This is a genomic window from Sphingopyxis sp. Root154 (assembly GCF_001427105.1).
Taxonomy (GTDB): domain Bacteria; phylum Pseudomonadota; class Alphaproteobacteria; order Sphingomonadales; family Sphingomonadaceae; genus Sphingopyxis.
The window spans coordinates 85,306-110,555 of record NZ_LMGI01000003.1 but is presented as its reverse complement, the minus strand read 5'-3'; the positions used below and the strand labels follow the sequence as shown (position 1 = coordinate 110,555).

Sequence of the window (25,250 nt, the reverse complement as noted above, 5' to 3'; positions counted from 1 at the left end):
GGTGGGCCCTTTTCTATTTGTCCGTTAGCGACCTGTTACAGACTCCAACACTCGCGTCACCCCGGACTTGATCCGGGGTCCCGCTTGATGTCGCAGTCTGTCGACGCCTTCTAAAAGCGGGATCCCGGATCAAGTCCGGGATGACGAAAGGTAAGGCGCCACCGTCCGCGCACCACCCAAACCCCAAAAAAAAGCCCCGCCGGATCGCTCCGGCGGGGCTGTTCTTTTCAGGCTGTCACCCGGGAACGAGGGTCAGGCTTACGCCTCGTCGCCCTTGATCAGGTAATCGCCGGCGTCGGCATCGCTTCCGTGGGTTTCGCCTTCGACGACACCCAGCGGATCGTCGCCGATCGCGGCTTCAGGGCCCTGCGCCAGTTCGGCGGCATGCTCTTCGGCAGCGGTCGCAGGCGCAATCAGATGCTCCTGGTTCGCGGCGCGCATGGAGGCGCGCAGCGCGGCATCCTTGCTCGACGCGGTGACGCGGACGCGGTTCATGGCAGCGCCGGTACCCGCCGGGATGAGGCGGCCGACGATGACGTTTTCCTTCAGGCCCTGCAGCGAGTCGATCTTGCCCTGCACCGAAGCCTCGGTGAGAACGCGGGTCGTCTCCTGGAACGACGCCGCCGAAACGAAGCTGCGCGTCTGCAGGCTCGCCTTGGTGATGCCGAGGAGGACCGGACGGCCCTCCGCAGGCACGCCATTCTTCGGCAGCTTGGCGTTATATTCCATCATCTCCAGATAATCGAGCTGTTCGCCCGGCAGCAACGTGGTGTCGCCGCCCGCGGTGATTTCGACCTTCTGCAGCATCTGGCGAACGATCACCTCGATGTGCTTGTCGTTGATCTTCACGCCCTGCAGTCGATAGACTTCCTGGATTTCCGCGACGAGATATTCGGCGAGTGCTTCCACGCCCATGACGTCGAGGATGTCGTGCGGGTTCGGCGAACCGCTGATCAGCGCGTCGCCGCGCTTGACCTGGTCGCCTTCCTGCACTTCCAGCACCTTCGACTTGGGAATGAGGTACTCGATCGGATCGCCTTCTTCCGGAACGATCGCGATCTTGCGCTTCGCCTTGTAATCCTTGACGAATTCAATGCGGCCGCTGATCTTCGCGATAACGCTGTTGTCCTTCGGAATGCGCGCTTCGAACAGCTCGGCAACACGCGGCAGACCGCCGGTGATGTCGCGCGTCTTCGACGCTTCGCGGCTGACACGCGCCAGAACGTCGCCCGCCTGCACTTCCTGACCGTCCTCGACCGACAGCATCGTGCCGACCGCGAGCAGGTAGCGTGCCGCTTCACCCGACTGATCGTCGAGCAAGGTCAGGCGCGGCTGAAGGTCTTCCTTCTTGGCGCGGCCCGCCGAGCGATATTCGATCACGACGCGCTGGGCGATGCCCGTCGCTTCGTCGACCTGTTCGATCAGGGTCTTGGTATCTTCCAGATCCTGATACTTCACGACGCCCTGCTTTTCGGTGATCAGCGGCATGGTGAACGGATCCCATTCGGCAATCCGGTCGCCCTTCTTCACCTTCTCGCCATCCTTGTGCAGGATCTGCGCACCATAAGGCAGCTTGTGCGACGCGCGCTCGCGACCTTCGCTGTCGATGATCGCAATTTCGCCCGAACGCGACAGCGCCAGGCGGCGGCCACGCTGGTCGACGATCGTCGCCATGTCGCGATATTCGATCGTACCGTCCGAAATCGCTTCGGCGTTCGACTGCTCGTTGACCTGCGCCGCACCACCGATGTGGAACGTACGCATCGTCAGCTGCGTGCCCGGCTCACCGATCGACTGCGCGGCGATAACGCCGACAGCTTCACCGATGTTGACGGGCGTTCCGCGCGCAAGGTCGCGGCCGTAACATTTGCCGCAAACACCCAGCACCGCTTCGCAGACCAGCGGCGAACGGATCTTGACCGACTGGACTTCGGCATCTTCGATCCGCTGCGTCGTCGGTTCGTCGAGCAACGTGCCCACAGGCGCGATGACATTGCCGTCCTTGTCGACGACGTCTTCGAGCGTGGTACGGCCGAGGATGCGTTCGCCCAGCGAGGCAATCGTCGAACCGCCCTGGATGATCGCACGCATTTCCATGCCGCGTTCGGTGCCGCAATCTTCCTCGATCACGACGCAGTCCTGCGACACGTCGACCAGACGGCGGGTCAGGTAACCCGAGTTCGCCGTCTTGAGCGCCGTATCGGCCAGACCCTTACGCGCACCGTGGGTCGAGTTGAAATACTCGAGAACGGTCAGGCCTTCCTTAAAGTTCGAGATGATCGGCGTTTCGATGATCTCGCCCGACGGCTTGGCCATCAGGCCGCGCATACCGGCAAGCTGCTTCATCTGCGCCTGCGAACCACGGGCACCCGAGTGCGCCATCATATAGATGGAGTTGATCGGGGCCAGACGCCCCGTCTTCGGGTCCTTCGGCTCGGCGCGGATTTCGTCCATCATCGCGTTCGCGACCTTGTCGCCGCACTGCGACCAGGCGTCGATCGCCTTGTTGTACTTTTCCTGCTGCGTGATCAGGCCGTCCTGATACTGCTGCTCGAAATCCTTCACCAGCGCACGGGTTTCGTTGACCATGCCTTCCTTCGACTCGGGGATGATCATGTCATCCTTGCCGAAGGAAATGCCCGCCTTGAACGCGTTGCGGAAGCCCAGCGCCATGATGGCGTCGGCGAACAGCACGGTCTCTTTCTGGCCGGTGTGACGATAGACCTGATCGATCACGTCGCCGATTTCCTTCTTGGTGAGAAGGCGGTTGACGACGTCGAAGGGCACGGTGTGCGACTTCGGCAGGCATTCGCCGATCAGCATGCGTCCCGGGGTGGTTTCGAAACGCTTCTGATACTCATTGCCCTGTTCGTCGGTCTGCGGGACGCGGCTGATGACCTTCGTGTGCAGCGTGACCGCACCGATGTGAAGCGCCTGATGCACTTCGGCCATGTCGGCGAGCAGCATGCCCTCGCCCGGCTCGCCCGGGCGCTCCATCGACAGATAATAGAGACCCAGCACCATGTCCTGCGACGGAACGATGATCGGCTTGCCGTTCGCGGGGCTGAGGATGTTGTTCGTCGACATCATCAGCACGCGCGCTTCCAGCTGCGCCTCGAGGCTCAGCGGAACGTGAACGGCCATCTGGTCACCGTCGAAGTCGGCATTGAAAGCAGCACAGACCAGCGGGTGAAGCTGGATCGCCTTGCCTTCGATCAGCACGGGCTCGAACGCCTGGATGCCAAGGCGGTGAAGCGTCGGCGCGCGGTTCAGGAGGACCGGGTGCTCGCGAATGACTTCGTCGAGGATGTCCCAGACTTCCTTGCGTTCCTTTTCGACCCACTTCTTCGCCTGCTTCAGGGTCATCGACAGACCCTTGGCGTCGAGGCGCGCGTAGATGAAAGGCTTGAACAGTTCGAGCGCCATCTTCTTCGGCAGGCCGCACTGGTGCAGCTTGAGTTCGGGACCGGTCACGATGACCGAACGGCCCGAATAGTCGACGCGCTTGCCGAGCAGGTTCTGACGGAAGCGGCCCTGCTTGCCCTTGAGCATGTCGGACAGCGACTTCAGGGGACGTTTGTTCGCGCCCGTGATCGTGCGGCCGCGGCGGCCGTTATCGAACAGCGCGTCGACGGCTTCCTGCAGCATGCGCTTTTCGTTGCGAACGATGATGTCCGGCGCGCGCAGCTCCATCAGGCGCTTCAGGCGGTTGTTGCGGTTGATCACGCGGCGATACAGGTCGTTGAGATCCGACGTCGCGAAGCGGCCGCCGTCGAGCGGCACCAGCGGGCGCAGTTCGGGCGGGATCACGGGGACGACTTCGAGGATCATCCATTCGGGGCGGTTGCCCGAATCGATGAACGATTCCACGACCTTGAGGCGCTTGATGATCTTCTTGGGCTTCAGCTCCGACTTGGTCGTCGCGAGATCTTCCATCAGATCGGTGCGTTCCTGCTCCAGATCGAGATTTTCGAGAAGCACGCGGATCGCCTCGGCGCCGATGCCGGCCGAGAAAGCGTCTTCGCCATATTCGTCCTGCGCGTCGAGCAGTTCGTCTTCGGTCAGAAGCTGGAACTTCTCGAGCGGGGTCAGGCCGGGCTCAAGAACGATATAGGCTTCGAAATAGAGGACGCGCTCGAGCTGCTTCAGCTGCATGTCGAGCAGCAGGCCGATGCGCGACGGCAGCGACTTCAGGAACCAGATGTGCGCGACCGGCGCGGCGAGCTCGATATGGCCCATACGCTCGCGGCGGACCTTGGTCACCGTGACTTCGACACCGCATTTTTCGCAGACGATGCCCTTGTATTTCATGCGCTTATACTTGCCGCACAGGCATTCATAATCCTTGATCGGGCCAAAGATACGCGCGCAGAACAGGCCGTCACGCTCGGGCTTGAACGTGCGATAGTTGATGGTTTCGGGCTTCTTGATTTCGCCGAACGACCACGAGCGGATACGTTCCGGGCTCGCGATGCCGATCTTGATCATGTCGAAGGTTTCGGGCTTCGCGACCGGGTTCATGAAGTTGGTAAGCTGGTTCATATTCTAAGCTCCACTCTTCCCCCTTCGCCGTGGGCGAAGGGAGTGAGGAAAATCATTATTCGGCGGCTTCGGGAAGGGCATCCGGGAGATTGTCGGGATCTTCTTCCGCATAGGAAGACAGTTCGACATTGAGGCCCAGCGAGCGCATTTCCTTGACGAGCACGTTGAAGCTTTCGGGAATGCCGGCCTCGAAGGTGTCGTCGCCCTTGACGATCGCTTCGTAAACCTTGGTGCGGCCGATCACGTCATCGGACTTCACCGTCAGCATTTCCTGAAGCGTGTACGCGGCGCCATAAGCCTGCAGCGCCCACACTTCCATTTCACCGAAGCGCTGGCCACCGAACTGCGCCTTACCGCCCAGCGGCTGCTGGGTGACAAGCGAGTACGGCCCGATCGAACGCGCGTGGATCTTGTCGTCGACGAGGTGATGCAGCTTCAGGATATACATATACCCCACCGTCACCTTGCGATCGAAACGATCGCCGGTGCGGCCATCGTACAGATCGACCTGACCCGACCGGTCGAGACCGGCGCGTTCCAGCATCGCCGACACGTCGCCTTCGCGCGCACCGTCGAAAACCGGGGTCGCGAAGGGCACGCCCACCGAAAGATTCGAGGCAAGATCGACGACCTCCTCCGAGGTACGCGCCTTGATCTCGTCCGCATATTCATCGCCATAGGCATGAAGCAGCGCTTCGCGCACCGCCTCGGGCGGGGCGCCCGCCTCGGGGTCGGGATTCGCCATGCGCCAATCCTCGAGCGCCGCGGTGATCTGGCGACCGAAGCCGCGCGATGCCCAGCCGAGGTGCGTTTCGAGGATCTGCCCGACGTTCATGCGCGACGGCACGCCCAGCGGGTTCAGAACGAAGTCGACGTGCGTCCCGTCTTCGAGGAACGGCATGTCCTCGATCGGCAGGATGCGGCTGATGATGCCCTTGTTGCCGTGACGGCCGGCCATCTTGTCGCCCGACTGCAGCTTGCGCTTCACCGCGACAAAGACCTTGACCATCTTGAGCACGCCCGGGGCGAGTTCGTCGCCACGCTGCAGCTTTTCGACGCGATCTTCATACTTCGCGCTGATCCGCTTGATCGCGTCGTCATACTGCGCCTTGATCGCTTCGAGGGCGGCCTGGGCATTGTCTTCGACAACGGCCAGCTTCCACCAGTCGGCGCGGTCGAGGTCGACCAGCATCTCTTCGGTGACAACATCGCCCTTCTTCAGGCCCTTGGGCACTGCGCTGGTCGCCTGACCGATGAGCAGTTCCTTGAGGCTCGAGAAGGTCGCACGGTTGAGAATCGCGCGTTCGTCGTCGGCATCCTGCTTCAGACGCTCGATCTCTTCGCGTTCGATCGCGATCGCGCGCTCGTCCTTGTCGATACCGTGACGGTTGAAGACGCGGACTTCGACGACCGTGCCCGACACGCCCGGCGGCAGGCGAAGCGAGGTGTCGCGCACGTCGCTGGCCTTTTCACCGAAGATCGCGCGCAGCAGCTTTTCTTCCGGCGTCATCGGCGATTCACCCTTGGGGGTGATCTTGCCGGCCAGAATGTCGCCCGGGCCGACTTCGGCGCCGATATAGACGATGCCCGCTTCGTCGAGGTTGCGAAGCGCTTCCTCGCCGACGTTCGGGATGTCGCGCGTGATGTCTTCCGGCCCGAGGCGCGTGTCGCGTGCGGTGACTTCGAATTCCTCGATGTGGATCGAGGTGAAGACGTCGTCCTTCACGATGCGCTCGCTGATGAGGATCGAATCCTCATAGTTGTAGCCGTTCCACGGCATGAACGCGACGAGCACATTCTTGCCGAGCGCCAGTTCGCCCAGTTCGGTCGACGGACCGTCGGCGATGATGTCGCCCGCGCGGACGATCTCGCCCACCTTCACCAGCGGACGCTGGTTGATGCAGGTGTTCTGGTTCGAACGCTGGAACTTCTGGAGGCGATAAATGTCGACGCCCGACTTGCCGGGTTCGACCATATCGGTCGCACGGATAACGATACGCGTCGCGTCGACCTGGTCGATCACGCCGCCGCGGCGCGCCGCGATAGCCGCGCCGGAGTCGCGCGCAACGGTTTCTTCCATGCCGGTGCCGACAACCGGAGCCTCGGCCCGGATCAGCGGCACAGCCTGACGCTGCATGTTCGAACCCATGAGCGCGCGGTTGGCGTCATCGTTTTCGAGAAACGGAATGAGCGATGCCGCGACCGAAACGAGCTGCTTCGGCGACACGTCCATCAGCGTAATCTGATCGCGCGGGGCCATCAGGAATTCGCCCGCTTCACGTGCCGAGATCAGCTCGTCGATGAAGCTGCCGTCGTCGTTGAGATCGGCGTTCGCCTGCGCAACCGTGTGCTTTTGCTCTTCCATCGCCGAGAGGTAGACGACGTCAGTCGTGACCTTGCCGTCGACGATCTTGCGATACGGGGTTTCGATGAAGCCATACTTGTTCACGCGCGCGAAGGTTGCGAGCGAGTTGATCAGACCGATGTTCGGGCCTTCCGGCGTTTCGATCGGGCAGATACGGCCATAGTGCGTCGGGTGAACGTCGCGCACTTCGAAGCCCGCGCGTTCGCGCGTCAGACCGCCCGGCCCGAGCGCCGACACGCGACGCTTGTGCGTCACTTCGGACAGCGGGTTGGTCTGGTCCATGAACTGCGAGAGCTGCGACGAACCGAAGAATTCACGAACCGCGGCCACGGCCGGCTTCGCGTTGATCAGGTCGTTCGGCATCACGGTCGACACGTCGACCGAGCTCATGCGCTCCTTCACGGCGCGCTCCATGCGGAGCAGGCCGACGCGATACTGGTTTTCGAGCAGTTCGCCGACCGAACGGACACGACGGTTACCGAGGTTGTCGATATCGTCGATTTCGCCCTTGCCGTCCTTCAGGTTCACCAGTTCCTTGACGACGGCGAGGATGTCGTCGCTGCGCAGCGTGGTCACCGTGTCCTCGGCCTCGAGGCCAAGGCGCATGTTGAGCTTGACGCGGCCCACGGCCGACAGGTCGTAACGCTCGGGGTCAAAGAACAGGCCGCCGAACAAAGCTTCCGCGGTTTCGCGCGTCGGCGGTTCGCCGGGGCGCATGACGCGATAGATGTCCGAAAGCGCCTGGTCGCGGTCCTCGGCCTTGTCGGCCTTCAGCGTGTTGCGGATCCAGGGACCGGTGTTGTTGTGGTCAATGTCGAGCAGGACGAGCTTGTCGATGCCTGCGGCGTCGATCTTTTCGAGATTGTCGGCGCTCACTTCGTCGCCGGCTTCGATGTAGATCTCGCCGGTCGACTCGTTGATCAGGTCATAGGCGCTGTAACGGCCGAAGATTTCCTCGGTCGGGATCAGCAGCGTGTCGAGACCGTCCTTCGCGGCCTTGTTGGCAAGGCGCGGGCTGATCTTGTGGCCGGSGGCGAAGACGACTTCGCCGGTCTTGGCGTCGACGACATCGAACGCGGGCTTCGCACCGCGCCAGTTTTCAACCATGAAGGGCACGCGCCAGCCATTCTCGGCGCGCTCGAAGACGAGGCGGTCATAGAAGTGGTTGAGGATTTCCTCGCCCGACATGCCCAGCGCATACAGCAGGCTGGTGACCGGCAGCTTGCGCTTGCGGTCGATGCGGACGTTGACGATGTCCTTGGCGTCGAATTCGAAGTCGAGCCACGAACCGCGATACGGGATCACGCGCGCGGCGAACAGGAACTTGCCCGACGAGTGGGTCTTGCCGCGGTCATGGTCGAAGAGCACACCCGGCGAACGGTGCATCTGCGACACGATAACGCGCTCGGTGCCATTGACGAAGAAGGTGCCGTTCTCGGTCATGAGCGGCATGTCGCCCATGTAAACGTCCTGCTCCTTGATATCGAGGACCGAACGGGTGTCGGTTTCGCTGTCGACTTCAAAGACGATCAGGCGCAGCGTGACCTTCATCGGCGCCGCATAGGTGATGCCGCGCTGACGGCATTCCTCGACGTCATACTTCGGCGCTTCAAGTTCATAGTGAACGAAGTCGAGCTCGGCGGTGCCGGCGAAATCGCGGATCGGAAAAACGCTGCGCAGCGTCTTTTCGAGGCCCGAAACATAGCCGACTGAGGGGTCGGACCGCAGGAATTGCTCATAGGATTCGCGCTGCACCTCGATGAGGTTGGGCATCTCCACCGCTTCGTGGATGTTGCCGAACAGCTTACGGATTCGCTTGCTTGCGGTTGCTTCGAGGGCCTTGCCCACCGACTTCGCCTTGGTCGCCATAAGTGATTGTCTCGCCTGTCAAAAATCAAAATCGCGAGCGCTTCGACGCGAAAAAAGCCGCAGGCAACCGTTGCCGGTTTACCGCAGCTTTCTAACGCCTGTCGAAATCCCCAGCGACCTATCCGTACAGCCCGCTGCGCAAAGTCAGGCTCTATCTCGGACGATGGGGTGAGGACGCGATATAGGATTGTGGGGGTGCGGTGTCAACGGGAGCGCTCGATCGAAATCCTAGAAAATACCTTTCAGGAGGTTCGCCGGGTTCCGCCGCAGCGCTGCCTCTTCGCCCGCCATATAATGAAAAATGCCTTTCAGCGCCTGCTCGGTCACCGACCGCGTCAGCCCGTCGCGCGTCAGCCCGGCCGAGGCCATCAACTGATTGCCCTTCGACAACTGGTCGAGCTGGCGATAGGCGCCGACATTCTCCAGCGCCGATCCGATCAGCGGCGACACCTTAGTGAACAGCACGCTGCCCGCGCTCGTCTGCAGATAGCGCGTCGCTCCGTCGTTCTGCGTCACCAGCCCCGGCGCGTCGGTCCAGCGCAGATTGTCGATCGCGGCGCGAAACACCGGCTTCGCCTCACCCGCGGCCTTGCCGCCGGCATCGTTCAGGCTTTTGGTCAGACTGGTTGTGAGCCCCAGCTTGTCGCCCATGCCGAAGAGTTTCGACGCGAGCTTGCCGCCCGCACCCGGCAACAGGATGCGTACCGCGGTATCGCGATAAAAGGCGCCCGGTTCCGCAAGCTTGTCGAGCGCTCCGTCGGACGCGCCCGCGATCAGCCCCTTCACGCCGGTCTTCGGCAGCTTCGCTATCGCCAGCGGGGCGTGGATCCAAACGAACATCCCGGCAGCCCCAGCCAGCAGCATCCGCCGGGCGACCATTGTTTCATCCGATTCCATGACGCTACCTTCCCAGCCCGTGACCGATACGGATCCTATCAGCAAAATCGTTGCCGCCAAAGCGCAACCACGGCTTTGGGGCGGACATTTGCTATTCCAACTTCGTCATCCCGGACTTGATCCGGGATCCATAGCCGCGCCGTCGTCGTAGATCCCGGATCAAGTCCGGGATGACGATGAGAAGAGGTCCGCAATCGGTCGTTGGCCGACACTCGATCACGTCACGCCGCGCTGCGCAGCCGGTTCCGCCCTTCGCGCTTGGCGACATAGAGCGCCTTGTCGGCACGGTGCAGCAGTTCCTCGACATCGGCTTCACCGTCATAGACCGCCAGGCCGACACTGATCGTCGCATTCGGGAGGTCGTCTTCGGCGGCGGTGCCGGCCTCGACCGCCTTGCGGACGCGTTCGGCGACGATTTCGGCGGCTTGCGCGCTCGATCGCTGGAGGATGCAGACGAACTCCTCGCCGCCGATGCGGCCGAGCATATCCTCGTCGCGCAGCGCCGCCTTGGCGCGCTGCGCGACCCGGCGGATCACCTCATCGCCCACCGCATGGCCGTGCGTGTCGTTGATCCGCTTGAAATGGTCGATGTCGAAAATCGCGACCGCGAGCGGCGCGCCATGGTCGCGCGCGCCGGCAAGCGCCTTTTCGAGCGACGCCAGCGTATGGCGGCGGTTCGGCAGGCCGGTGAGCATGTCGGTGTTGGCGACGCGTTCCGCCGCGCTGCGCGCCGCCTCGAGGATCCGGGCGTTCTCGACCGTCTCGGTCACGTCCTGGACAGTGCCGAAAATGGCGGCGGCCTTGCCGCCACGCCCGGGCTCGATCGAGCCGTGCGATTTGACATGCCGGATCTCGCCGTCGGCGCGCAATATCCGTCCCTGAAATTCGAAAGGCTGGCCCGTGCGAACCGCTTCGGCCAAAATCCTTCGCACCGCCAGCCGGTCCTCGGCCACATATTGTTTGACGCTATAATCGACGTCGACCGGCATCCCGGGTTCCAGTCCATGGATGCGATAGCTCTGGTCGGACCATGTGATCGTCCAGCCGAGCAGGTCGACGCGCCAATGGCCGACCAGCGCCGCCGCTTCGGCCTGCAGCAGCCAGCGGTTGCTTTGCTCCAGCCGCTTCGCCAGCCGCTGGCGCCCGATCAGCAACGCCGCGAGCGGCAAGGTGGTGAACAGCAGCACCAGCAGATAGAATTGCAGGAACAGTACCCGTATCTTTTGCGAACCCTCGATCGCCGCGATCGGTCCATAACCCTGCCCCGTCAGCAGCGAGGCGATGATCGTCACGATCAGCATCCCGGTCGCCGCACCAAAGGGGCCGAGGCGATACGCCGCCGCGACAACCGCGATGCACGGCAGGAAGGTCACGGGAAACTGCGATTGCGAAAAGGATAATATGGTGACCAGCCCGGTGACGGTCAGGATCGCGGTTGCTTCAGCTTTCATCCGCATCGACGCGTTGGTCAGGGCGTTCGTGCCGACCATCCGCGCAAGCATCACGATCGGCGGGGTCACGATCAGCATGCCGAGCAAGACCGTCGTCAGCCACGAAAGGAGGAAATCCAGCCCCTTTCCTGCGAGCCCGCACGCCAGGACTGCACTGACCGTGCTGGCCGTGAAGGCCGCGATGCAAAAGCTGACAACCGAACGCGGCACCATGAACGAAAGTTCGTCGGGTTCGCGGCGACGCAGAATCCACAGCGCGAACGCCGCTTCGCAGCCGTTCGAAAAAGTGAAGGCAAGGCACGACCAGAGCGGCGCGCCGCCGTGAATGTTAGCCGTCAGGCTGGCCGCCACCATCCCGGCGAACGCCACGATACGCGCGGATGCGGGCATCAGGATCAGGAGCGCGAGGAAATATCCGCTGGCCGGCCACACTGCGGCGATATTGTCGGCGCCCTTGGTGGCGTGCAGCGACACGCTCGCCAGCAGGAAATATCCCGTTGCGGTCAGCAGGAACCAAAAGACCGCTTCGACTCTGGGGGACAGCGATTGGGTCATGCGATCAGTTTACCGAAAAGGGGAAAAGAAACCGCTAATAATAATACCCACTCGCGTCCCTTTCGTGCGGGCGTCAGCCGACCCCCCCAAAGGTCAGCCCGACAACTTCGGCGACCTTCACCTCGTCCCATTCGATGCGCCGGTCGAGGATCAGCATCGCGAGGCCATGCACCAGTGCCCAGGCGTGAAGCGCCGCAGTATCGGGGTCTTCAACGCCGGGAAGTGCCTCGCCGACCCCGGCGCGGAGCAGATTATATGCGACCTCGCCGCCATCGCTGGCGCCGTCGGGACTGCGTTCCGACATCTGCCGCGTGAAGCTCAGCCGGAACAGGGCGGGCTCGTCATGCGCGAAGCGGACATAGGCGATGCCTGTCGCCTTGAAGCCCGCGACCGCGCCGCCCGCCTTCAGCCACGCCTGCGCCTGCAGCGCGCCGAGGCGCCGCAGCCCTTCGTCGGCGAGCGCGTCGAGCAGCGCCTCTTTGTCGGGGAAATGCCGGTACAGCGCGGTCGCACTCACCCCGACGTCGCGCGCCAGCGCGCGCAGCCCGAGCTCGGCGCCGTCGCCCTGTTCCAGCCGCCTCAGCCCCGCAGCGATCACCGCCGCGCGCAGATCGCCATGATGATAAGCGCCCGCCGCCTTTGCGGCGCCGCTTTTTATGTTGACACTGTTATCTTTGTTCGCCATCATGTTGTCACTGTAAACATATCGAGTCGCCCGCACAAGCCCCCCGCCACGCGGCACTTTCTCCAATATCCGTAAGGAGCAATATCATGGCAAGCAACGTCGAAACCCTGATCCGCGGTGCGGTCGTGAAAGGCATCGGCAAGGTCGCCGACTTCAACCGCAAGCGCCTCCCCCGCCCCACCGACGCGCACCCCTTCCTGACGGGCATCCACAAGCCGATGGCCGAGGAGGTCACGCTGGAGCAATTGCGCGTCGAGGGCGAGATTCCCGCCGCGCTCACCGGCCGTTACCTGCGCAACGGGCCGAACCCCGCTGCGGCGCCCGATCCCGCCAGCTATCACTGGTTCAGCGGCGCCGGCATGGTCCACGGCATCCGTATCGAAGGCGGCAAGGCTGACTGGTATCGCAATCGCTGGGTCCGCGGCTCGGAAGCCTGCGAAGTGCTCGGCGAGGAACTGCCCCCGGGGCCGCGCGCCGATGGCAATGACGCGCCGAACACTAATGTCGTCGGCCTCGCCGGCCGCACCTTCGCCATCGTCGAAGCCGGCGGCAAGCCCGTCGAACTCGGTTATGAACTGAACACGATCGCGCACAACCCGTTCGACGGCACGCTCGCCGGCTCCTACACCGCGCATCCGCATCGCGATCCGGTGACCGACGAGATGCACGCAATCACCTATCGCGGCGACGAGCCGAACAAGGTCTGGCACGTCGTCCTCGACAGGGACGCGCATGTCATTCGCGAGGAAGCGATCGCGGTCAGCGACGGCCCGTCGATCCATGACTGCGCGATCACCGAGAATTATGTGCTCGTCTTCGACCTGCCCGTCACTTTCTCGATGAAGATGCTGCTCGGCGGCTATCGCTTCCCTTATGCGTGGAACGACGCGCATCCGGCGCGCGTCGGCCTCCTCCCCAGGAAAGGCAGCGGCGACAGCATCCTCTGGGTGCCGGTCGAGCCCTGCTATGTCTTCCACCCCGCCAACGCCTATGAAACCGCGGACGGCAAGGTCATCGTCGACGTCGTCGCGCACGAGACGATGTTCGCGAGTTCGAAACGTGGCCCCGACAGCGAAAAGTCGCGGATGGAACGCTGGACGATCGATCCGGTGGCCGGGACGACGACCCGCACCGTCATCCACGATCATGCGCAGGAATTCCCGCGCTATGATGAACGGTTGACCACGAAACCCTATCGTTATGCCTATACGATCGCGATCCCCGACGGCGCCTCGGCCGAATGGGCGCTCGCCGACACGCGCCTGTTCAAGCACGACCTGGGCAAGGGCACGACCGCCATCCACGACTTCGGTCCCGGCCGCCATCCCGGCGAGTTCGTCTTTATTCCGCGCAGCGAAAGCGGCGCCGAGGATGACGGCTGGCTGATCGGGCTGGTCGTGAACATGAACGACGAGACGACCGCGCTCGTCATCCTCAACGCCGACGACTTTACCGGGTCACCGCAAGCTGTCGTGCATCTGCCGCACCGGGTTCCTCCCGGCTTTCACGGGAACTGGGTCGCGGATTGACGATATCGGGGCGCTTCATCAGCGCCTCGGTCACCCGCAGCGACCTGTCATTGTCGACATCGATCGCCGTCGCCCCGTTGCGCACCAGCAGCGGGGCGATTTCGACGTCGAGATGACGCGAAATGCGCTGGAAGATGTGGTGGATCGGACCAAGCCCGAAGCGGAAACGCAGCAGGTTGATGAGGCCGAACGCCTGCATGACGCGAAACGGTTTCTTGACGAACTGGCCGCCGCCGCGAAACGCCTCGGCCGCGCGGAGCGCGTTTGGATGCCCGAGCCAATAGGCGTTGCAGTTCGACACCGCGACGTCCGAAAATTCATAGAAACGCCGCTGGCCTCCGGGATGAACCGCCAGCACATCATCGCGCCGCGCCAGCGCGACCCCGGCGTCGGCGCCGAGCCGTACCGCTTCGGCTTCGATCTCGGCGATCGTCGCGGAGGTCAGCAGGCAATTGTCCGCGGTCGTGACGAGCAGCGGGAAGCTGGCCATGCCCGCGACCGCAAGGACCGAATCCGCCAGATTATCGGCTGCGGCAACGACGATCAGCCGGTCGCCGAGCAGATCGACGACCGGATCGTTCAGATTGGCGAGCAAAGCGGCCTGATGCGTCGAAACGAACACCTGCCGGGCGCTGCTATCGGCTGCGCTTTCCAGAACATGCGCGATCATCGGTCGTCCGGCGACCGGCACAAGGCATTTGTCGCCGACGCCAAACGCCTCGGCAAGCGCATCGACCGCCCCGGGGCGGCGACCGGCAAGGATCAGGATCGAACCGCTCATGCGGCGCTCCGCCGCGCCGCGGCCGGCGCGATCTGGCGAAGCATGCTTTCGGCGACGATCGTTTCGATCAGCGCGGCGTGGGTGAAACCCGCCGCGACGGCCGAGCGCGAGAACAGCTTTTCGGACCACAGATTGCAGTTGAGATTGACCTCGAGCAGCCGGACGTCGCCGGTCGTGTGATCGACGCGAAACTCGAACCGGCCGTAGTCGAACGGGCGGAATATGTCCGCCATGCGGTTCGTGTAGTCGATGATCTGCTCACTGACCGCAGGACCGTCGAACCGCTTGATACTGTAACCGACGTTGCCGACCAGATCGCGCTTTTCCTGATAAGTGCGCAGCTGCGCCGGATCATCCTGCTCGAAAATCATCATAGGCAGCATCGCGGGCTCGCCATCGAGCGTGATCACGGGCACTTCGATATCGCTGCCGTCGATGAAGGGCTCGACGAGTGCATCATGGTCGAGCGCGTGGATTTCGGCGACCGCCTGCGCAAGTTGCACCCGGTCGTGCGCGTCGCGCACGCCCCACGAGGCCGAGCTGTTGTTCGGCTTGATCACCCAGCGCCGCGCCGGCGGGCAGCGCGACACGTCGACCGGCGCCCCGCGGCGGAACAGCGCCCAGGGCGCGGTGGGCACGCCGCGCGCCGCGGCCTCGAGCTTGGTCAGATGCTTGTCGTCGGACAGGCCGCGCACGATCGGCGAGGCGCCAAGGTACGGCAGACCATGCTGGTTGCAGAGAAGAGGCAGCAGCATTTCGGAATTGAAGAAGCCGCCGCGATTGAGCAGCGGGAAGACAAAGTCGGCAGCGGGCCGGTCAAACAGCGCCGCATAGCTGTCGGCGATCAGCAGTTCGATGCCGATCGCTTCCAGCGTCTCGCGCATTTCGCGGTGGTAGAGCGCGTGATTGCCGTCATCGGCATGCAGCCCGCCGGTCCAGCGCGCATGCTTGGCGATGAACAGCAGCCGCTGCGTTTCGCGCAGCTGGCTCGGCAGCCGGGTCGGGGCAAGGTCGGTGGTTTTCATGCGCGGCTTTGATCACGCCCAGGTTTCGCCGGAATGACGAATTGGTGACCCGCCCGACACCGAAACGCAAAATCCCTGTCATATTGGAGCGCATATCACCGGAAATGCGTGCTCCCGGAAGCGGCTCGGGCGATCGATCGCATCGGTCCGCCCGATCGCAAAAATGGTGTGACGGCACGACCAGCCGCCGCTGAATCCTCGCCGCGCCGTTCGGCAGCCACGGCTCATCGCGGAAACCGGACTGCCGGAGCAGCATTTTCGGCGGGTGGCTCGTTCGTCCTTCACTATGACAAGAAATATCGCCCTCTCCCGCCCCGCCATGAGCGCGATTGCCGCGTTCCTGGTTCTTTCCACCCCCGGCGCTTTTGCGCAGGAAGCCCCGACCGTTACGATGACCCCGCCCGTCGCGGCGCCGACCCCGCAGACCCCGCCCACGGTGCCCGAACCGAGCACCACTGCACCGGTCGCAACCCCGCAGACCGCACAGCCCGCCCCGGTTATCCGTGTCCCGCTGGACATCCCCGCCGAAAAGACTGCTCCCGCACCCAAGGCAGCAGAACGCGCCACAGCGCCCGCTCCGGCGCGCGCCGAACGCGCGGCGCCGCGTGCACGTCCCGCGGCGCCCTTCGCAGCGGCTGCCACCCCCGCCGCGGCACCCGCCGCCGAGGCTCCCTTGATCGAGGAAGCCACGCCGATCGCCGCCCCGATGGCAGCGCCAGCCGAACCGATCGCCGAGCCCACGCCGCTGCCCGCCGAAACGGCGAGCACGACCGGCGATGCGTTCCCGTGGGAGATCGCGGGTGGCGCAGCCGCGCTGCTGATCATCGGCGGCGCCGGATTGGCCTTCGCCCGCCGCCGCCGTGTGGTCGATGCGGAAACCACGGCTTATGAATATGAGCCGGCGCTCGCCGCCGCACCCGAACCGGTAGCCCGTGAAACACAGCCGTGGATCACGCCTGCCTATGCCCCGCCCGAAGAAGTGGCTCCGCGCACGGTTCCGGCCTTCGTCGCCGCGCCGAGCGGCAGCATCGGTCGTCACGAGGCGATGGCGATGGCTGGCCCCACCGACGATAATCCCTTTGCAACGCTGAGCAAGCGTTTGAAGCGGGCTCGTTTCCTCGACCAGCAGGAACGCACCGCGTATGACGAGACGCTTGGCGCGCAGAAGGACATGGCCCGCAAGCCGGTGAGTGCATGGGAAATCGCCCAGCGCCCGGCCCCGGCAATGCAGGAACAGGAGGTACGCCGCCCCGAACCCGCGCGTGTCCGCACCTCGACCAGCTTCCGTCCGGGCTATTCCAAGAGCTAAGCGCCCGGTTCCAAGAGCTAAGCGCCCGGTAATCCGCGGTGGTCCCCTCACCGCATAGAAAAAGGGCGGTGCCTCGCGGCACCGCCCTTTCTCATTTTTGCTGGAAACCGGCCGGACGAACCAGCCGGATTCACCGAACCGAATTACTTCAGTTCGACGGTCGCGCCGGCGGCGAGCAGCTTGGCCTTCAGCTCTTCAGCTTCTGCCTTGTTGACGCCTTCCTTGACGGCCTTCGGCGCGCCTTCGACGAGCGCCTTGGCTTCGCCCAGGCCCAGACCGGTGATCGCACGGACTTCCTTAATCACGTTGATCTTGTTGCCGCCGTCACCCGTCAGGATGACGTCGAATTCGGTCTGCTCTTCAGCAGCCGGGCCAGCAGCGGCAGCAGCCGGAGCGGCAGCAACAGCAGCAGCAGCCGAAACGCCCCACTTTTCTTCGAGCAGCTTCGACAGGTCAGCCGCTTCGAGGACGGTCAGAGCCGACAGTTCTTCAACGATCTTTGCAAGATCAGCCATGTTCATTCTCCATCAGAACCGGGATGTCCCGGTAGTAAGTTTAAAGGGTTAGTTCGAAATCACGCTGCTTCTTTGGCGGCATATGCGCCAAAAACCCGCGCCAACTGGCCCGCCGGAGCTGCGGCAATCTGCGCAACCTTGGTGGCCGGAGCCTGCACCAGACCGATGATCTTGGCGCGGAGCTCGTCGAGCGAGGGAAGCGAAGCAAGCGCTTTGACGCCATTCACGTCGAGGACCACGTCGCCCATGCCGCCACCAACGATTTCAAGTTTGTCGTTGGTCTTGGCAAATTCCACGGCGATCTTCGCAGCCGAGACCGGATCGGTCGAGGTTGCGAGGGCCGTGGGACCGGTCAGCAGTTCGCCGATACCGGTGTAGGACGTGCCATCGAGCGCGATTTTGGCAAGACGGTTCTTCGTGACGCGAAAGTCGGCCCCTGCGTCGCGCATTTGCTGGCGCAGCACCGTCGACTGAGCGACGGTCATGCCGAGGTTGCGGACGACCACAACCGAGGCAGCTGATGCCAGCGTAGCGTTCAGCGAGGATACGGCTTCGGCCTTTTCCGTACGATCCATGCCTATACTCCACTCATCTGCCCGGATGCGCATACGCCGAAACGCACGCACCGCCGGGCGGCTAACACACGCAAAGACAGACGCGAGCCAAGGCTCGCCTGCATTTGCGCAACGATGTCCGATGGGGTCGGTCAAGACGCGTCGCCTGAATACAGGCGGGCGACCGAAAAAGACTGTTCCCCGTCTCGGCTGGAAATTAAGAAGGGCAAATCCCCTTCACCAACTGTCTCGGACGGAATTGCCGCAGGCGGACCCGTGGCAACACGGGGGCGCTAATAGCGTTGATGGGCGCAGAGTCAAGGCCGATCGCGGGATTTCGGTCGCGTTCCGGCTTGGCGAGCCTTGTCGCGATCGACTAAAACCCCGGGCATGATACGGATCCGACAATCGACACCCGCCGAAGGTGAACGCGCCGTCGAGATATGGCGCGACGCCGTCGATGCGACGCACGACTTCCTGACGGCCGAAGATCGCGCCGCAATCGAGGCCGAAGTCCAATCCTTCCTGCCCGCGGCGCCGCTCTGGCTGGCGGTCGATGCCGATAACCGACCGATCGGTTTCATGCTGCTCGATGGGTCGAGCATGGAGGCGTTGTTCATCGACCCCGTATATCGCGCAGCCGGCGCCGGGCGCGCGCTGGTCGCGCATGCGCTGGAAAGCTATCCGATACTCACGACCGAAGTGAACGAGCAGAACAAGCAGGCCGTCGGTTTCTATGAGCGCCTGGGTTTCGTGCCGACCGGCCGATCGGAGCGCGATGGCCAAGGCCGCCCCTATCCGCTGATTCACTTGCGCTTGGCGCCGCAAAGCTGACCGCCCCGCATTTCCGTCGAGAATTTTTCCTATAGACCCTTGCACATTCTATCTTAAGATATATCTTAGACGCATCTAGAATCACTCTAAGGAATGAAAAATGATATTCTATGCGAAAATGGATGGCCGCGGTTGCGGCGGGCGGCATGCAATGCATCGCGGCGGACGCGGCTTTGGCCATGGCTTCGGGCATGGCTTCGGCGGCGGTGGCCGTCGTGGCGGCGGCCGGGGCGAGCGCGGCGAGCGTCGGCGCATGTTCGACGGCGGCGAGCTGCGGCTCGTGCTCCTGAAGCTGATCGCCGACGAACCGCGCCACGGCTACGACCTGATCCGCCACATCGAGGAACTCACCGGCGGCAGCTATGCGCCGAGCCCCGGCGTCATCTATCCGACGCTGACGATGCTCGACGACATGGGCCTGATCGAAGCGCAAGAGAGCGACGGCGCGAAAAAGCTGTTCGCGATCACCGATGCGGGACGCGCCGAACTTGACGCCAATAGCGAGATCGTCGAAGCCGCCCTCGCCCGCCTGACCGCGGTCGGCGAAGAAACGCAGCGCACGGACTCGGCGTCGGTACGCCGCGCTATGGGCAATCTGCGCCAGGTGCTGATGAACCGGCTCGGCGACCGCGACTTGAGCAATGCCGCGCTGCACGACATCGTCGCGCTGATCGACGAGGCGGCGCAAAAGATCGAGCGGCTGTGATGCGCAGCGCGATCGCCAGCGTGCCCACGAGCCACGCGAGCAAATATCTGCAACAGCTGTGCAAGCACTGGCAACATAATCTCGCGGTCGACTTCACCCCCGACCGCGGCACCGTGACCTTCCCCAAGGACGCGCGCGGCGCGACATGGACCGGCGATGCGCTGGTGACGTTCGATGCCGGAGCCGACGCACTGTCGGCCCGCATCGACGCCAGCAGCGACGAGCATGTGGAGGCGATGAAGGGGGTGGTGGCGCGCCACCTCGACCGCTTTGCCTTTCGCGAGGCGCCGCTGGCGTTCGACTGGCAGACGGTTTGACCCCCTTCCCTTCGTCCATCCCGAACTTCGGGGATCCATAGTGCACTCGGCCGGAAGCACGGCGCATGCCGTCATGGACCCCGGATCAAGTCCGGGGTGGCGATGAGGGAAATGCCGCTTCCACGCACCGGTCCCGTACATATCGTTTTTCGATATTATCGATTGACGATAAGGAAATCCTAATATATCGTTCTTCGATAAGCAAACCATCGGAGAACGATATGCCTGTTCCCAACAACACTCTTCTCGGCGCGACGCGCGGGCTGCTCTGGCTGATCCTCGGATTGATCGTGGCGTCCGCGCTGCTCGTCGTCGGCGTCGCAATCGCGCTGATCGTCGCCTGGCCCGAGGTCATGGAGGGCTTCCGCGGCAGCCCCGAATTCATCGACGTCACCGCGCTGCGCTTCCCTGTCGGCGTACTGATGCTGCTGCTCTTCGCGATCCTCGGTGCCGGAGCCTATATGGTCCGCCAGCTTCAGGCGCTCGTGGCAAGCGCGGCGCGCGACCCCTTCACCCCGGCGAACGCGGCGCGATTGCGCCGTGTCGGATGGGCGCTGGTCGCCGCGCAGTTGCTCGCGATCCCGCTTCAGTGGACTGCCGGCAACATCGCGAAAGCGGGCAGCGACTTGGCCGACATGGGGGGCATTTCGCTCGGTAGCCTGCTCGCGATCCTCCTCGCCTTCGTCCTCGCCGCGGTCTTCGAACAGGGCACAGCGATGCGCGACGAACTGGAAGGGACTGTGTGATGGCGATCGTCGTGAAACTGGACGACCTGCTCCACGCCAAGCGGATGACGCTGACCGACCTGTCCGACCGCATCGGCATCACGCTCGCCAACCTGTCGATCCTCAAGACCGGCAAGGCGAAGGCGATGCGCTTCTCGACGCTCGAGGCGATCTGCACCGAACTGGAATGCCAGCCCGGCGACCTGCTGGCCTTTGAAGCCGACAGCTGAACAGAGCACGGCAAAACTCGGCCCCGCTCCACCTCCCCGGTTGGAGCGGGGCCTTTTCTGTTGCGGAACGCACGAGAGGCATGACACGTTAGAGAGGTGGCGGCCCCTCCGGCTGCCTTTGCTTTGAAAGGAAACTTCGTGTCCGATGCCCAGGGGCTGCTTTGCCCGACCTGCCGCGTGAACCTGACCATGTCGGAACGGCAGGGAATCGAGATCGACTATTGCCCTCAATGCCGCGGCGTCTGGCTCGATCGCGGCGAACTCGACAAGATCATCGAGCGCAGCGAAGCCGCCAGCACCCCCGCGCCCGCGCCCGCGCCGCGCGCATCCGCCCCTCCCCCGCCGCCACAGCAGCAGCCCGAATATCGCGAGCGCGGCTATGACGACCGCCATTATGGCAAGCCGTATAAGAAGAATTACAAGAAGAGCTTCCTGAGCGAGCTCTTCGACTAGGATTAACCGACGACGGCGTGTCGGCGGGCGTAAAGGAAATAGACGACCAGCCCGCCGACATTCCACACGAGGAACCAGAGCTGGGTCTGCGCCGGCAGGCTGAAGAAGAGATAGATACAGCCGAGCACCGCGATGCCGCCGACCACCCACGGCAGCGGCGTGCGGAAAGTGCGCGGCGCGTCGGGGGCGCGGCGGCGCATGATGAGCATGCAGATCGAGACCGCCGTGAACGCGGCAAGCGTACCGGCATTGGCGAGCGCGGCGAGTTCGCCGAGCGGGATGAAGCCCGCGAGCACCGCGACGACGAGCGCGGTGAAGATCGTAATGCGCACCGGAGTGCCGCGCGACGACAGCTTGGCGAGGCTCGCGGGCAGCAACCCATCGCGCGCCATCGTGAAGAAGATGCGGCTCTGCCCGTAGAAAAAGGCGAGAATTACCGTGGGTAGCGCGATGATCGCCGACACGGCGAGATATTGCGCCGCGAGCGGGCTGCCAAGTTCGCGCAGGATCAAGGCCAGCGGTTCGGGGCTGTTCGCGAAACGCGTGTAAGTGATCGCGCCCACCGCGGCGACCGCGACGGCGATGTAGATGATCACGCAGGCGAACATCGACCCGACGATCCCGATCTTGAGATCGCGGTCGGGATTGCGCGTTTCCTCGGCGGCGGTCGCGATCGCATCGAAGCCGTAGAAGGCGAAAAAGATGATCGCCGCCGCGGCCATCACGCCGCGTTCGACGCCATCGGGGCCCATATGTTTGGCAAAACCATAGGGGCTGAAGGGTTCGAGATTGGCGGCGTTGAAGGCAGGCAGTGCAACCGCGACGAACACGATCAGCGCGACGATCTTCACCAGCACGAGGATCGCGTTGAGCGTTGCGCTTTCGCGTGTGCCGACGAGGAGCAACCCCGCGACCACCGCGATGATTGCGATCGCCGGCAGGTTGACGATACCGCCGAGTTCAGGCCCCTGCATCAGCGTCATCGGGAAGCCCGCCCACGCCTGTAGCAAGGGCGCGGCATAGCCCGACCAGCCGACCGCGACCGCGCTTACGACAAGCGAATATTCGAGGATCAGGCTCCACCCGACAATCCAGGCGAGCAATTCGCCGATCACGACGTAGGAGTAGGTGTAAGCGCTGCCCGAAGCCGGGATCATCGTCGCCATTTCGGCGTAGGCGAGCGCCGCGCAGGCGCAGATCAGCCCCGCGATACCGAAAGACAGGATCACCGCGGGGCCCGCCTTGTCGGCGCCGACGCCGATGAGGGTCAGGATGCCGGTGCCGACGATCGCCCCGACGCCGAGCGCGATCAGGTGCGGCCAGCCCAGCGTCCGCGCCAGTGCCTGCTCGCCCTCCCGCCGTTCCGGAACGATCGGTTTACGGCGGAACAGGCTGTCGGTCATGCGGTAGGCTCCCCTTGGAGTGTTATGGTGTGCTTTGCGCTGCTTGTAAGGTCGCTGGGTAACAGCGCAACCCTCGTCCATGGCGCAGAACTACAGCAGCGCCTCGATCGCCTCGGCGAGTTTCGCGTCGCGCTCCGACAGCCCGTCGGCGTCGTGCGTCGTGAGCAAAATATCGACGCGACTATAGACGTTCGACCATTCAGGGTGATGGTCCATCTTCTCGGCGATGATCGCGACGCTCGTCATGAAACCGAACGCCTGCGCGAAATCGGCGAATTTGAATTGCCGCGTGATCGCGTCGCGCCCGGGCTCGTGCGTCCATTCGGGAAAGCGGGCGAGGAGCGCGCTGCGCGCTGCATCGTCGAGTTTCTGCACCATCTTCTTTCTCCCGCTGGTCAATGTGTCGCGCTCGCCATAAGGAAGGGTACGATGAGCGACAAGCCTGCCCTTCCCGATTTGCCTGTTGGATGGACCGGCGGCGCGCCCGACGCCGATGCGTTGTTTACGATGGCCGAAGCGGCGCTGGCGACGATGCCCGCGATGTTTGCCCCGCATATCGAGGGGGTGGTCGTCTCGATCGAGGAATTCGCCGACGACGAGACGCTCGCCTCGCTTGACATCGAGCATCCTCATGAACTCACTGGCCTCTACGAAGGCCGCCCGCTGACCGAGCGGAGCATCGGCGAAAGCGGCGGCATGCCCGACCGCGTCACGCTCTATCGCATCCCGATCCTCGTCGAATGGATCGAGACCGGCGAGCGGCTCGACACGCTGGTGCGGCATGTGCTGATCCACGAGATCGGCCATCATTTCGGCTTTTCGGACGACGATATGCACGCGCTCGAGGATATGGCGTGACCGAATTGCTGCGGCTCGACGCCGTCGCGTGCATCCGCGGCGACCGGCTGCTGTTCGAGAATTTGTCATTGGTGCTGAGCCGCGGCGACGCGCTGTGGCTGCGCGGTCCCAATGGCGCGGGCAAGTCGAGCCTGATCCGGCTGGCCGCGGGGTTGCTGCGCGCCGCCGCGGGGACCGTCGAGCGCCGCCAGCGGATCGCACTGATCGACGAAGCATCGGCGCTCGATGCCGAACTGCCGCTGCGCCGCGCACTCGATTTCTGGGCGCGGGTCGACACTGTCGACGGGCATGCGGTCGACCGCGCGATGGACGAGATGGCGCTGGCGCCGCTCGCCGAGGTTCCGGTATCGATGCTCTCGACCGGGCAGCGCAAGCGCGCCGCGATGGTGCGTGTAATCGCGAGCGGTGCGCCGATCTGGCTGCTCGACGAGCCAGCGAACGGCATGGACGATGCGGCGCAGACACGGCTGGTCGCTGCCATCGCAAAGCATCGGAGCAACGGCGGCGCGGTGCTGCTCGCGTCGCACTTTGCGCTCGGCATCCCCGATCTGGCCGAGCTCGACATGGGCGCGCTCGCATGACCGCGCTCATCGCCCTCTTCTGGCGCGACCTGCGCCGCGCATGGGGCAGCGGAGCGCTGTGGTTGCCGGTGCTGTTCTTCCTGCTCGTCGCGACCGCCTTCCCCTTTGCCGTTGGCCCCGATGCGCCGTTGCTGCGCCGCGCTGGCGGCGGGATGGTGTGGGTTGCGGCGCTGCTCGCGGCGCTGCTGCCGATCGACCGGTTGGTGCGCCCCGACAAGGATGCGGGTGTGCTCGATCAGCTGGCGGTGCGCGGCTTCGCAGACGAAGTGGTCGCCGCGGTGAAGATCACGGCGCATGCGATCGGTTTCGGGCTGCCGCTGATGATCGCCCTCTTGCCCGCGTCGGCGCTGCTGGCGCAGGACGCGCCGCGGGTCGAACTGCTCGCGACCGGGATTGCCATCGCCATTCCGGCGCTTGCCTCGCTGGCGGTATTAAGCGCCGCGTTGACCGCGAATCACAAGGGCGGCAGCGCGATCGGCGGGCTGCTCGTTCTGCCGCTTGCGGTGCCGATGCTGATCTTCGGCGCAGGCATGCTCGACCCGTCGGGGCGCGGGGCGATCAAGCTGCTGGCGGCGACAAGCTTGTTGCTGACCGTGATCGGGCCGTTCGCGGCGGGTGCCGCGCTCCGAGGGCTGCGCGAGTGACGCGGCAATCGCTTGCGCATATTGCGCTGGTGGTGCGCGATTATGATGAGGCGATCGACTTTTACGTCGGGACCTTGGGCTTCACGCTCATCGCCGACGACTACCAACCGGCGCAGGAAAAACGCTGGGTGCTTGTCGCGCCGCCTGGCAATCCGCCGGGTGGAGCAACGATCCTTCTGGCGCGCGCCGCCAATGAAGAACAGGCGAAGTTCATCGGCGATCAGGCGGGCGGGCGCGTCTTCCTGTTCCTGCAGACCGATGATTTCTGGCGCGACTATCAGCGCTTGCTCGACAAGGGCGTGCGGATCGAGCGCGAGCCGCTGGAGGCCGACTATGGTACCGTCGCGGTGTTCCTCGACCTCTATGGCAACAAGTGGGATCTGATCCAGTTCGCCCCGGCGACCCGCCCATAAGAAAAGGGC

23 protein-coding genes are annotated in these 25,250 nt (G+C 64.0%); 12 read left to right on the top strand and 11 right to left on the bottom strand.

Annotated features, from left to right (window positions below; translation table 11 throughout):
• Nucleotides 1–258: 258 nt before the first annotated feature.
• From rpoC to ASD73_RS16005, 5 genes are all read right to left on the bottom strand, one after another.
• The gene (gene rpoC / locus ASD73_RS16025; RefSeq protein ID WP_056373900.1) at nt 259–4,542 is read right to left on the bottom strand and encodes a DNA-directed RNA polymerase subunit beta'; all 4,284 of its coding nucleotides are present in this window, start codon (nt 4,540–4,542) and stop codon (nt 259–261) included.
• A gap of 55 nt (nt 4,543–4,597) precedes the next feature.
• Nucleotides 4,598–8,776 (bottom strand): DNA-directed RNA polymerase subunit beta, encoded by a 4,179-nt coding sequence (gene rpoB / locus ASD73_RS16020; RefSeq protein ID WP_056376104.1) that lies wholly within the window; start codon nt 8,774–8,776, stop codon nt 4,598–4,600.
• Nucleotides 8,777–9,004: 228 nt separating this feature from the next.
• Nucleotides 9,005–9,673, bottom strand: a complete 669-nt coding sequence (locus tag ASD73_RS16015; RefSeq protein ID WP_056373896.1) for a DUF4197 domain-containing protein — start codon at nt 9,671–9,673, stop codon at nt 9,005–9,007.
• 221 nt (nt 9,674–9,894) lie between these two features.
• On the bottom strand, nt 9,895–11,679 hold the full coding sequence (locus ASD73_RS16010) for a sensor domain-containing diguanylate cyclase (protein ID WP_056373894.1): 1,785 nt from the start codon (nt 11,677–11,679) through the stop codon (nt 9,895–9,897).
• A gap of 73 nt (nt 11,680–11,752) precedes the next feature.
• Complete coding sequence (locus tag ASD73_RS16005) at nt 11,753–12,364, bottom strand: TetR/AcrR family transcriptional regulator (RefSeq protein ID WP_056375151.1); 612 nt, start codon at nt 12,362–12,364, stop codon at nt 11,753–11,755.
• Between the two features lie 86 nt (nt 12,365–12,450).
• Between ASD73_RS16005 and ASD73_RS16000 the strand changes: the two genes are divergently transcribed.
• Nucleotides 12,451–13,893 (top strand): 8'-apo-carotenoid 13,14-cleaving dioxygenase, encoded by a 1,443-nt coding sequence (locus ASD73_RS16000; RefSeq protein WP_056373892.1) that lies wholly within the window; start codon nt 12,451–12,453, stop codon nt 13,891–13,893.
• Here ASD73_RS16000 and ASD73_RS15995 read toward each other — a convergent pair.
• Nucleotides 13,814–14,674, bottom strand: coding sequence for a nucleotidyltransferase family protein (locus ASD73_RS15995; RefSeq protein WP_082521637.1), 861 nt, complete (start codon nt 14,672–14,674; stop codon nt 13,814–13,816). The genes ASD73_RS16000 and ASD73_RS15995 overlap by 80 nt on opposite strands.
• Nucleotides 14,671–15,699: a D-alanine--D-alanine ligase family protein gene (locus ASD73_RS15990; RefSeq protein ID WP_056373891.1), complete on the bottom strand. Its 1,029-nt coding sequence runs from the start codon at nt 15,697–15,699 to the stop codon at nt 14,671–14,673. The genes ASD73_RS15995 and ASD73_RS15990 overlap by 4 nt, the downstream gene beginning before the upstream one ends.
• A gap of 319 nt (nt 15,700–16,018) precedes the next feature.
• Between ASD73_RS15990 and ASD73_RS15985 the strand changes: the two genes are divergently transcribed.
• Entirely contained in the window at nt 16,019–17,008 is a 990-nt protein-coding gene (locus ASD73_RS15985; RefSeq protein ID WP_056373888.1) for a hypothetical protein, read from the top strand.
• A gap of 143 nt (nt 17,009–17,151) precedes the next feature.
• Here the strand turns inward: ASD73_RS15985 and rplL are convergent, their stop codons facing one another.
• Together rplL and rplJ are read right to left on the bottom strand one after the other, a co-directional pair.
• A complete protein-coding gene (rplL, locus tag ASD73_RS15980) occupies nt 17,152–17,523 on the bottom strand; it encodes a 50S ribosomal protein L7/L12 (RefSeq protein WP_056375149.1) in 372 nt (123 codons plus the stop codon).
• A 59-nt stretch (nt 17,524–17,582) separates the two neighbouring features.
• Nucleotides 17,583–18,098, bottom strand: coding sequence for a 50S ribosomal protein L10 (rplJ, locus tag ASD73_RS15975; protein WP_056373887.1), 516 nt, complete (start codon nt 18,096–18,098; stop codon nt 17,583–17,585).
• 369 nt (nt 18,099–18,467) lie between these two features.
• Here rplJ and ASD73_RS15970 point away from each other — a divergent pair, with 369 nt between their 5' ends.
• The 6 genes from ASD73_RS15970 to ASD73_RS15945 all read left to right on the top strand — a co-directional run bounded on the left by ASD73_RS15970 (nt 18,468) and on the right by ASD73_RS15945 (nt 21,342).
• Nucleotides 18,468–18,911 (top strand): acetyltransferase, encoded by a 444-nt coding sequence (locus ASD73_RS15970; protein ID WP_056373885.1) that lies wholly within the window; start codon nt 18,468–18,470, stop codon nt 18,909–18,911.
• 100 nt (nt 18,912–19,011) lie between these two features.
• Nucleotides 19,012–19,617, top strand: coding sequence for a PadR family transcriptional regulator (locus ASD73_RS15965; protein WP_443027982.1), 606 nt, complete (start codon nt 19,012–19,014; stop codon nt 19,615–19,617).
• The gene (locus ASD73_RS15960) at nt 19,617–19,934 is read left to right on the top strand and encodes a DUF2218 domain-containing protein (RefSeq protein ID WP_056373883.1); all 318 of its coding nucleotides are present in this window, start codon (nt 19,617–19,619) and stop codon (nt 19,932–19,934) included. Before ASD73_RS15965 ends, ASD73_RS15960 begins: the two co-directional genes overlap by 1 nt.
• 221 nt (nt 19,935–20,155) lie before the next feature.
• Nucleotides 20,156–20,680: a DUF2975 domain-containing protein gene (locus tag ASD73_RS15955; protein WP_056373881.1), complete on the top strand. Its 525-nt coding sequence runs from the start codon at nt 20,156–20,158 to the stop codon at nt 20,678–20,680.
• Nucleotides 20,680–20,889, top strand: a complete 210-nt coding sequence (locus tag ASD73_RS15950) for a helix-turn-helix domain-containing protein (RefSeq protein WP_056373879.1) — start codon at nt 20,680–20,682, stop codon at nt 20,887–20,889. Before ASD73_RS15955 ends, ASD73_RS15950 begins: the two co-directional genes overlap by 1 nt.
• Nucleotides 20,890–21,078: 189 nt before the next feature.
• The gene (locus ASD73_RS15945; protein ID WP_056375145.1) at nt 21,079–21,342 is read left to right on the top strand and encodes a TFIIB-type zinc ribbon-containing protein; all 264 of its coding nucleotides are present in this window, start codon (nt 21,079–21,081) and stop codon (nt 21,340–21,342) included.
• A gap of 2 nt (nt 21,343–21,344) precedes the next feature.
• Here ASD73_RS15945 and ASD73_RS15940 read toward each other — a convergent pair whose 3' ends face one another.
• Nucleotides 21,345–22,745 carry an amino acid permease gene (locus ASD73_RS15940; protein WP_056373877.1) on the bottom strand — a complete coding sequence of 467 codons (1,401 nt, stop codon included), beginning with the start codon at nt 22,743–22,745 and terminating at the stop codon, nt 21,345–21,347.
• Between the two features lie 90 nt (nt 22,746–22,835).
• The gene (locus ASD73_RS15935) at nt 22,836–23,123 is read right to left on the bottom strand and encodes a 4a-hydroxytetrahydrobiopterin dehydratase (protein ID WP_056373875.1); all 288 of its coding nucleotides are present in this window, start codon (nt 23,121–23,123) and stop codon (nt 22,836–22,838) included.
• Nucleotides 23,124–23,174: 51 nt separating this feature from the next.
• Between ASD73_RS15935 and ASD73_RS15930 the strand changes: the two genes are divergently transcribed.
• From ASD73_RS15930 to ASD73_RS15915, 4 genes are read left to right on the top strand one after another with little or no spacing between them, the layout of a single operon-like run.
• Nucleotides 23,175–23,603 carry a metallopeptidase family protein gene (locus ASD73_RS15930; RefSeq protein ID WP_056373873.1) on the top strand — a complete coding sequence of 143 codons (429 nt, stop codon included), beginning with the start codon at nt 23,175–23,177 and terminating at the stop codon, nt 23,601–23,603.
• The gene (gene ccmA / locus ASD73_RS15925) at nt 23,600–24,184 is read left to right on the top strand and encodes a heme ABC exporter ATP-binding protein CcmA (RefSeq protein ID WP_056373871.1); all 585 of its coding nucleotides are present in this window, start codon (nt 23,600–23,602) and stop codon (nt 24,182–24,184) included. Before ASD73_RS15930 ends, ccmA begins: the two co-directional genes overlap by 4 nt.
• Nucleotides 24,181–24,828 (top strand): heme exporter protein CcmB, encoded by a 648-nt coding sequence (locus ASD73_RS15920; RefSeq protein ID WP_056373868.1) that lies wholly within the window; start codon nt 24,181–24,183, stop codon nt 24,826–24,828. Before ccmA ends, ASD73_RS15920 begins: the two co-directional genes overlap by 4 nt.
• On the top strand, nt 24,825–25,241 hold the full coding sequence (locus tag ASD73_RS15915) for a VOC family protein (protein WP_056373866.1): 417 nt from the start codon (nt 24,825–24,827) through the stop codon (nt 25,239–25,241). Before ASD73_RS15920 ends, ASD73_RS15915 begins: the two co-directional genes overlap by 4 nt.
• Nucleotides 25,242–25,250 lie beyond the last annotated feature (9 nt).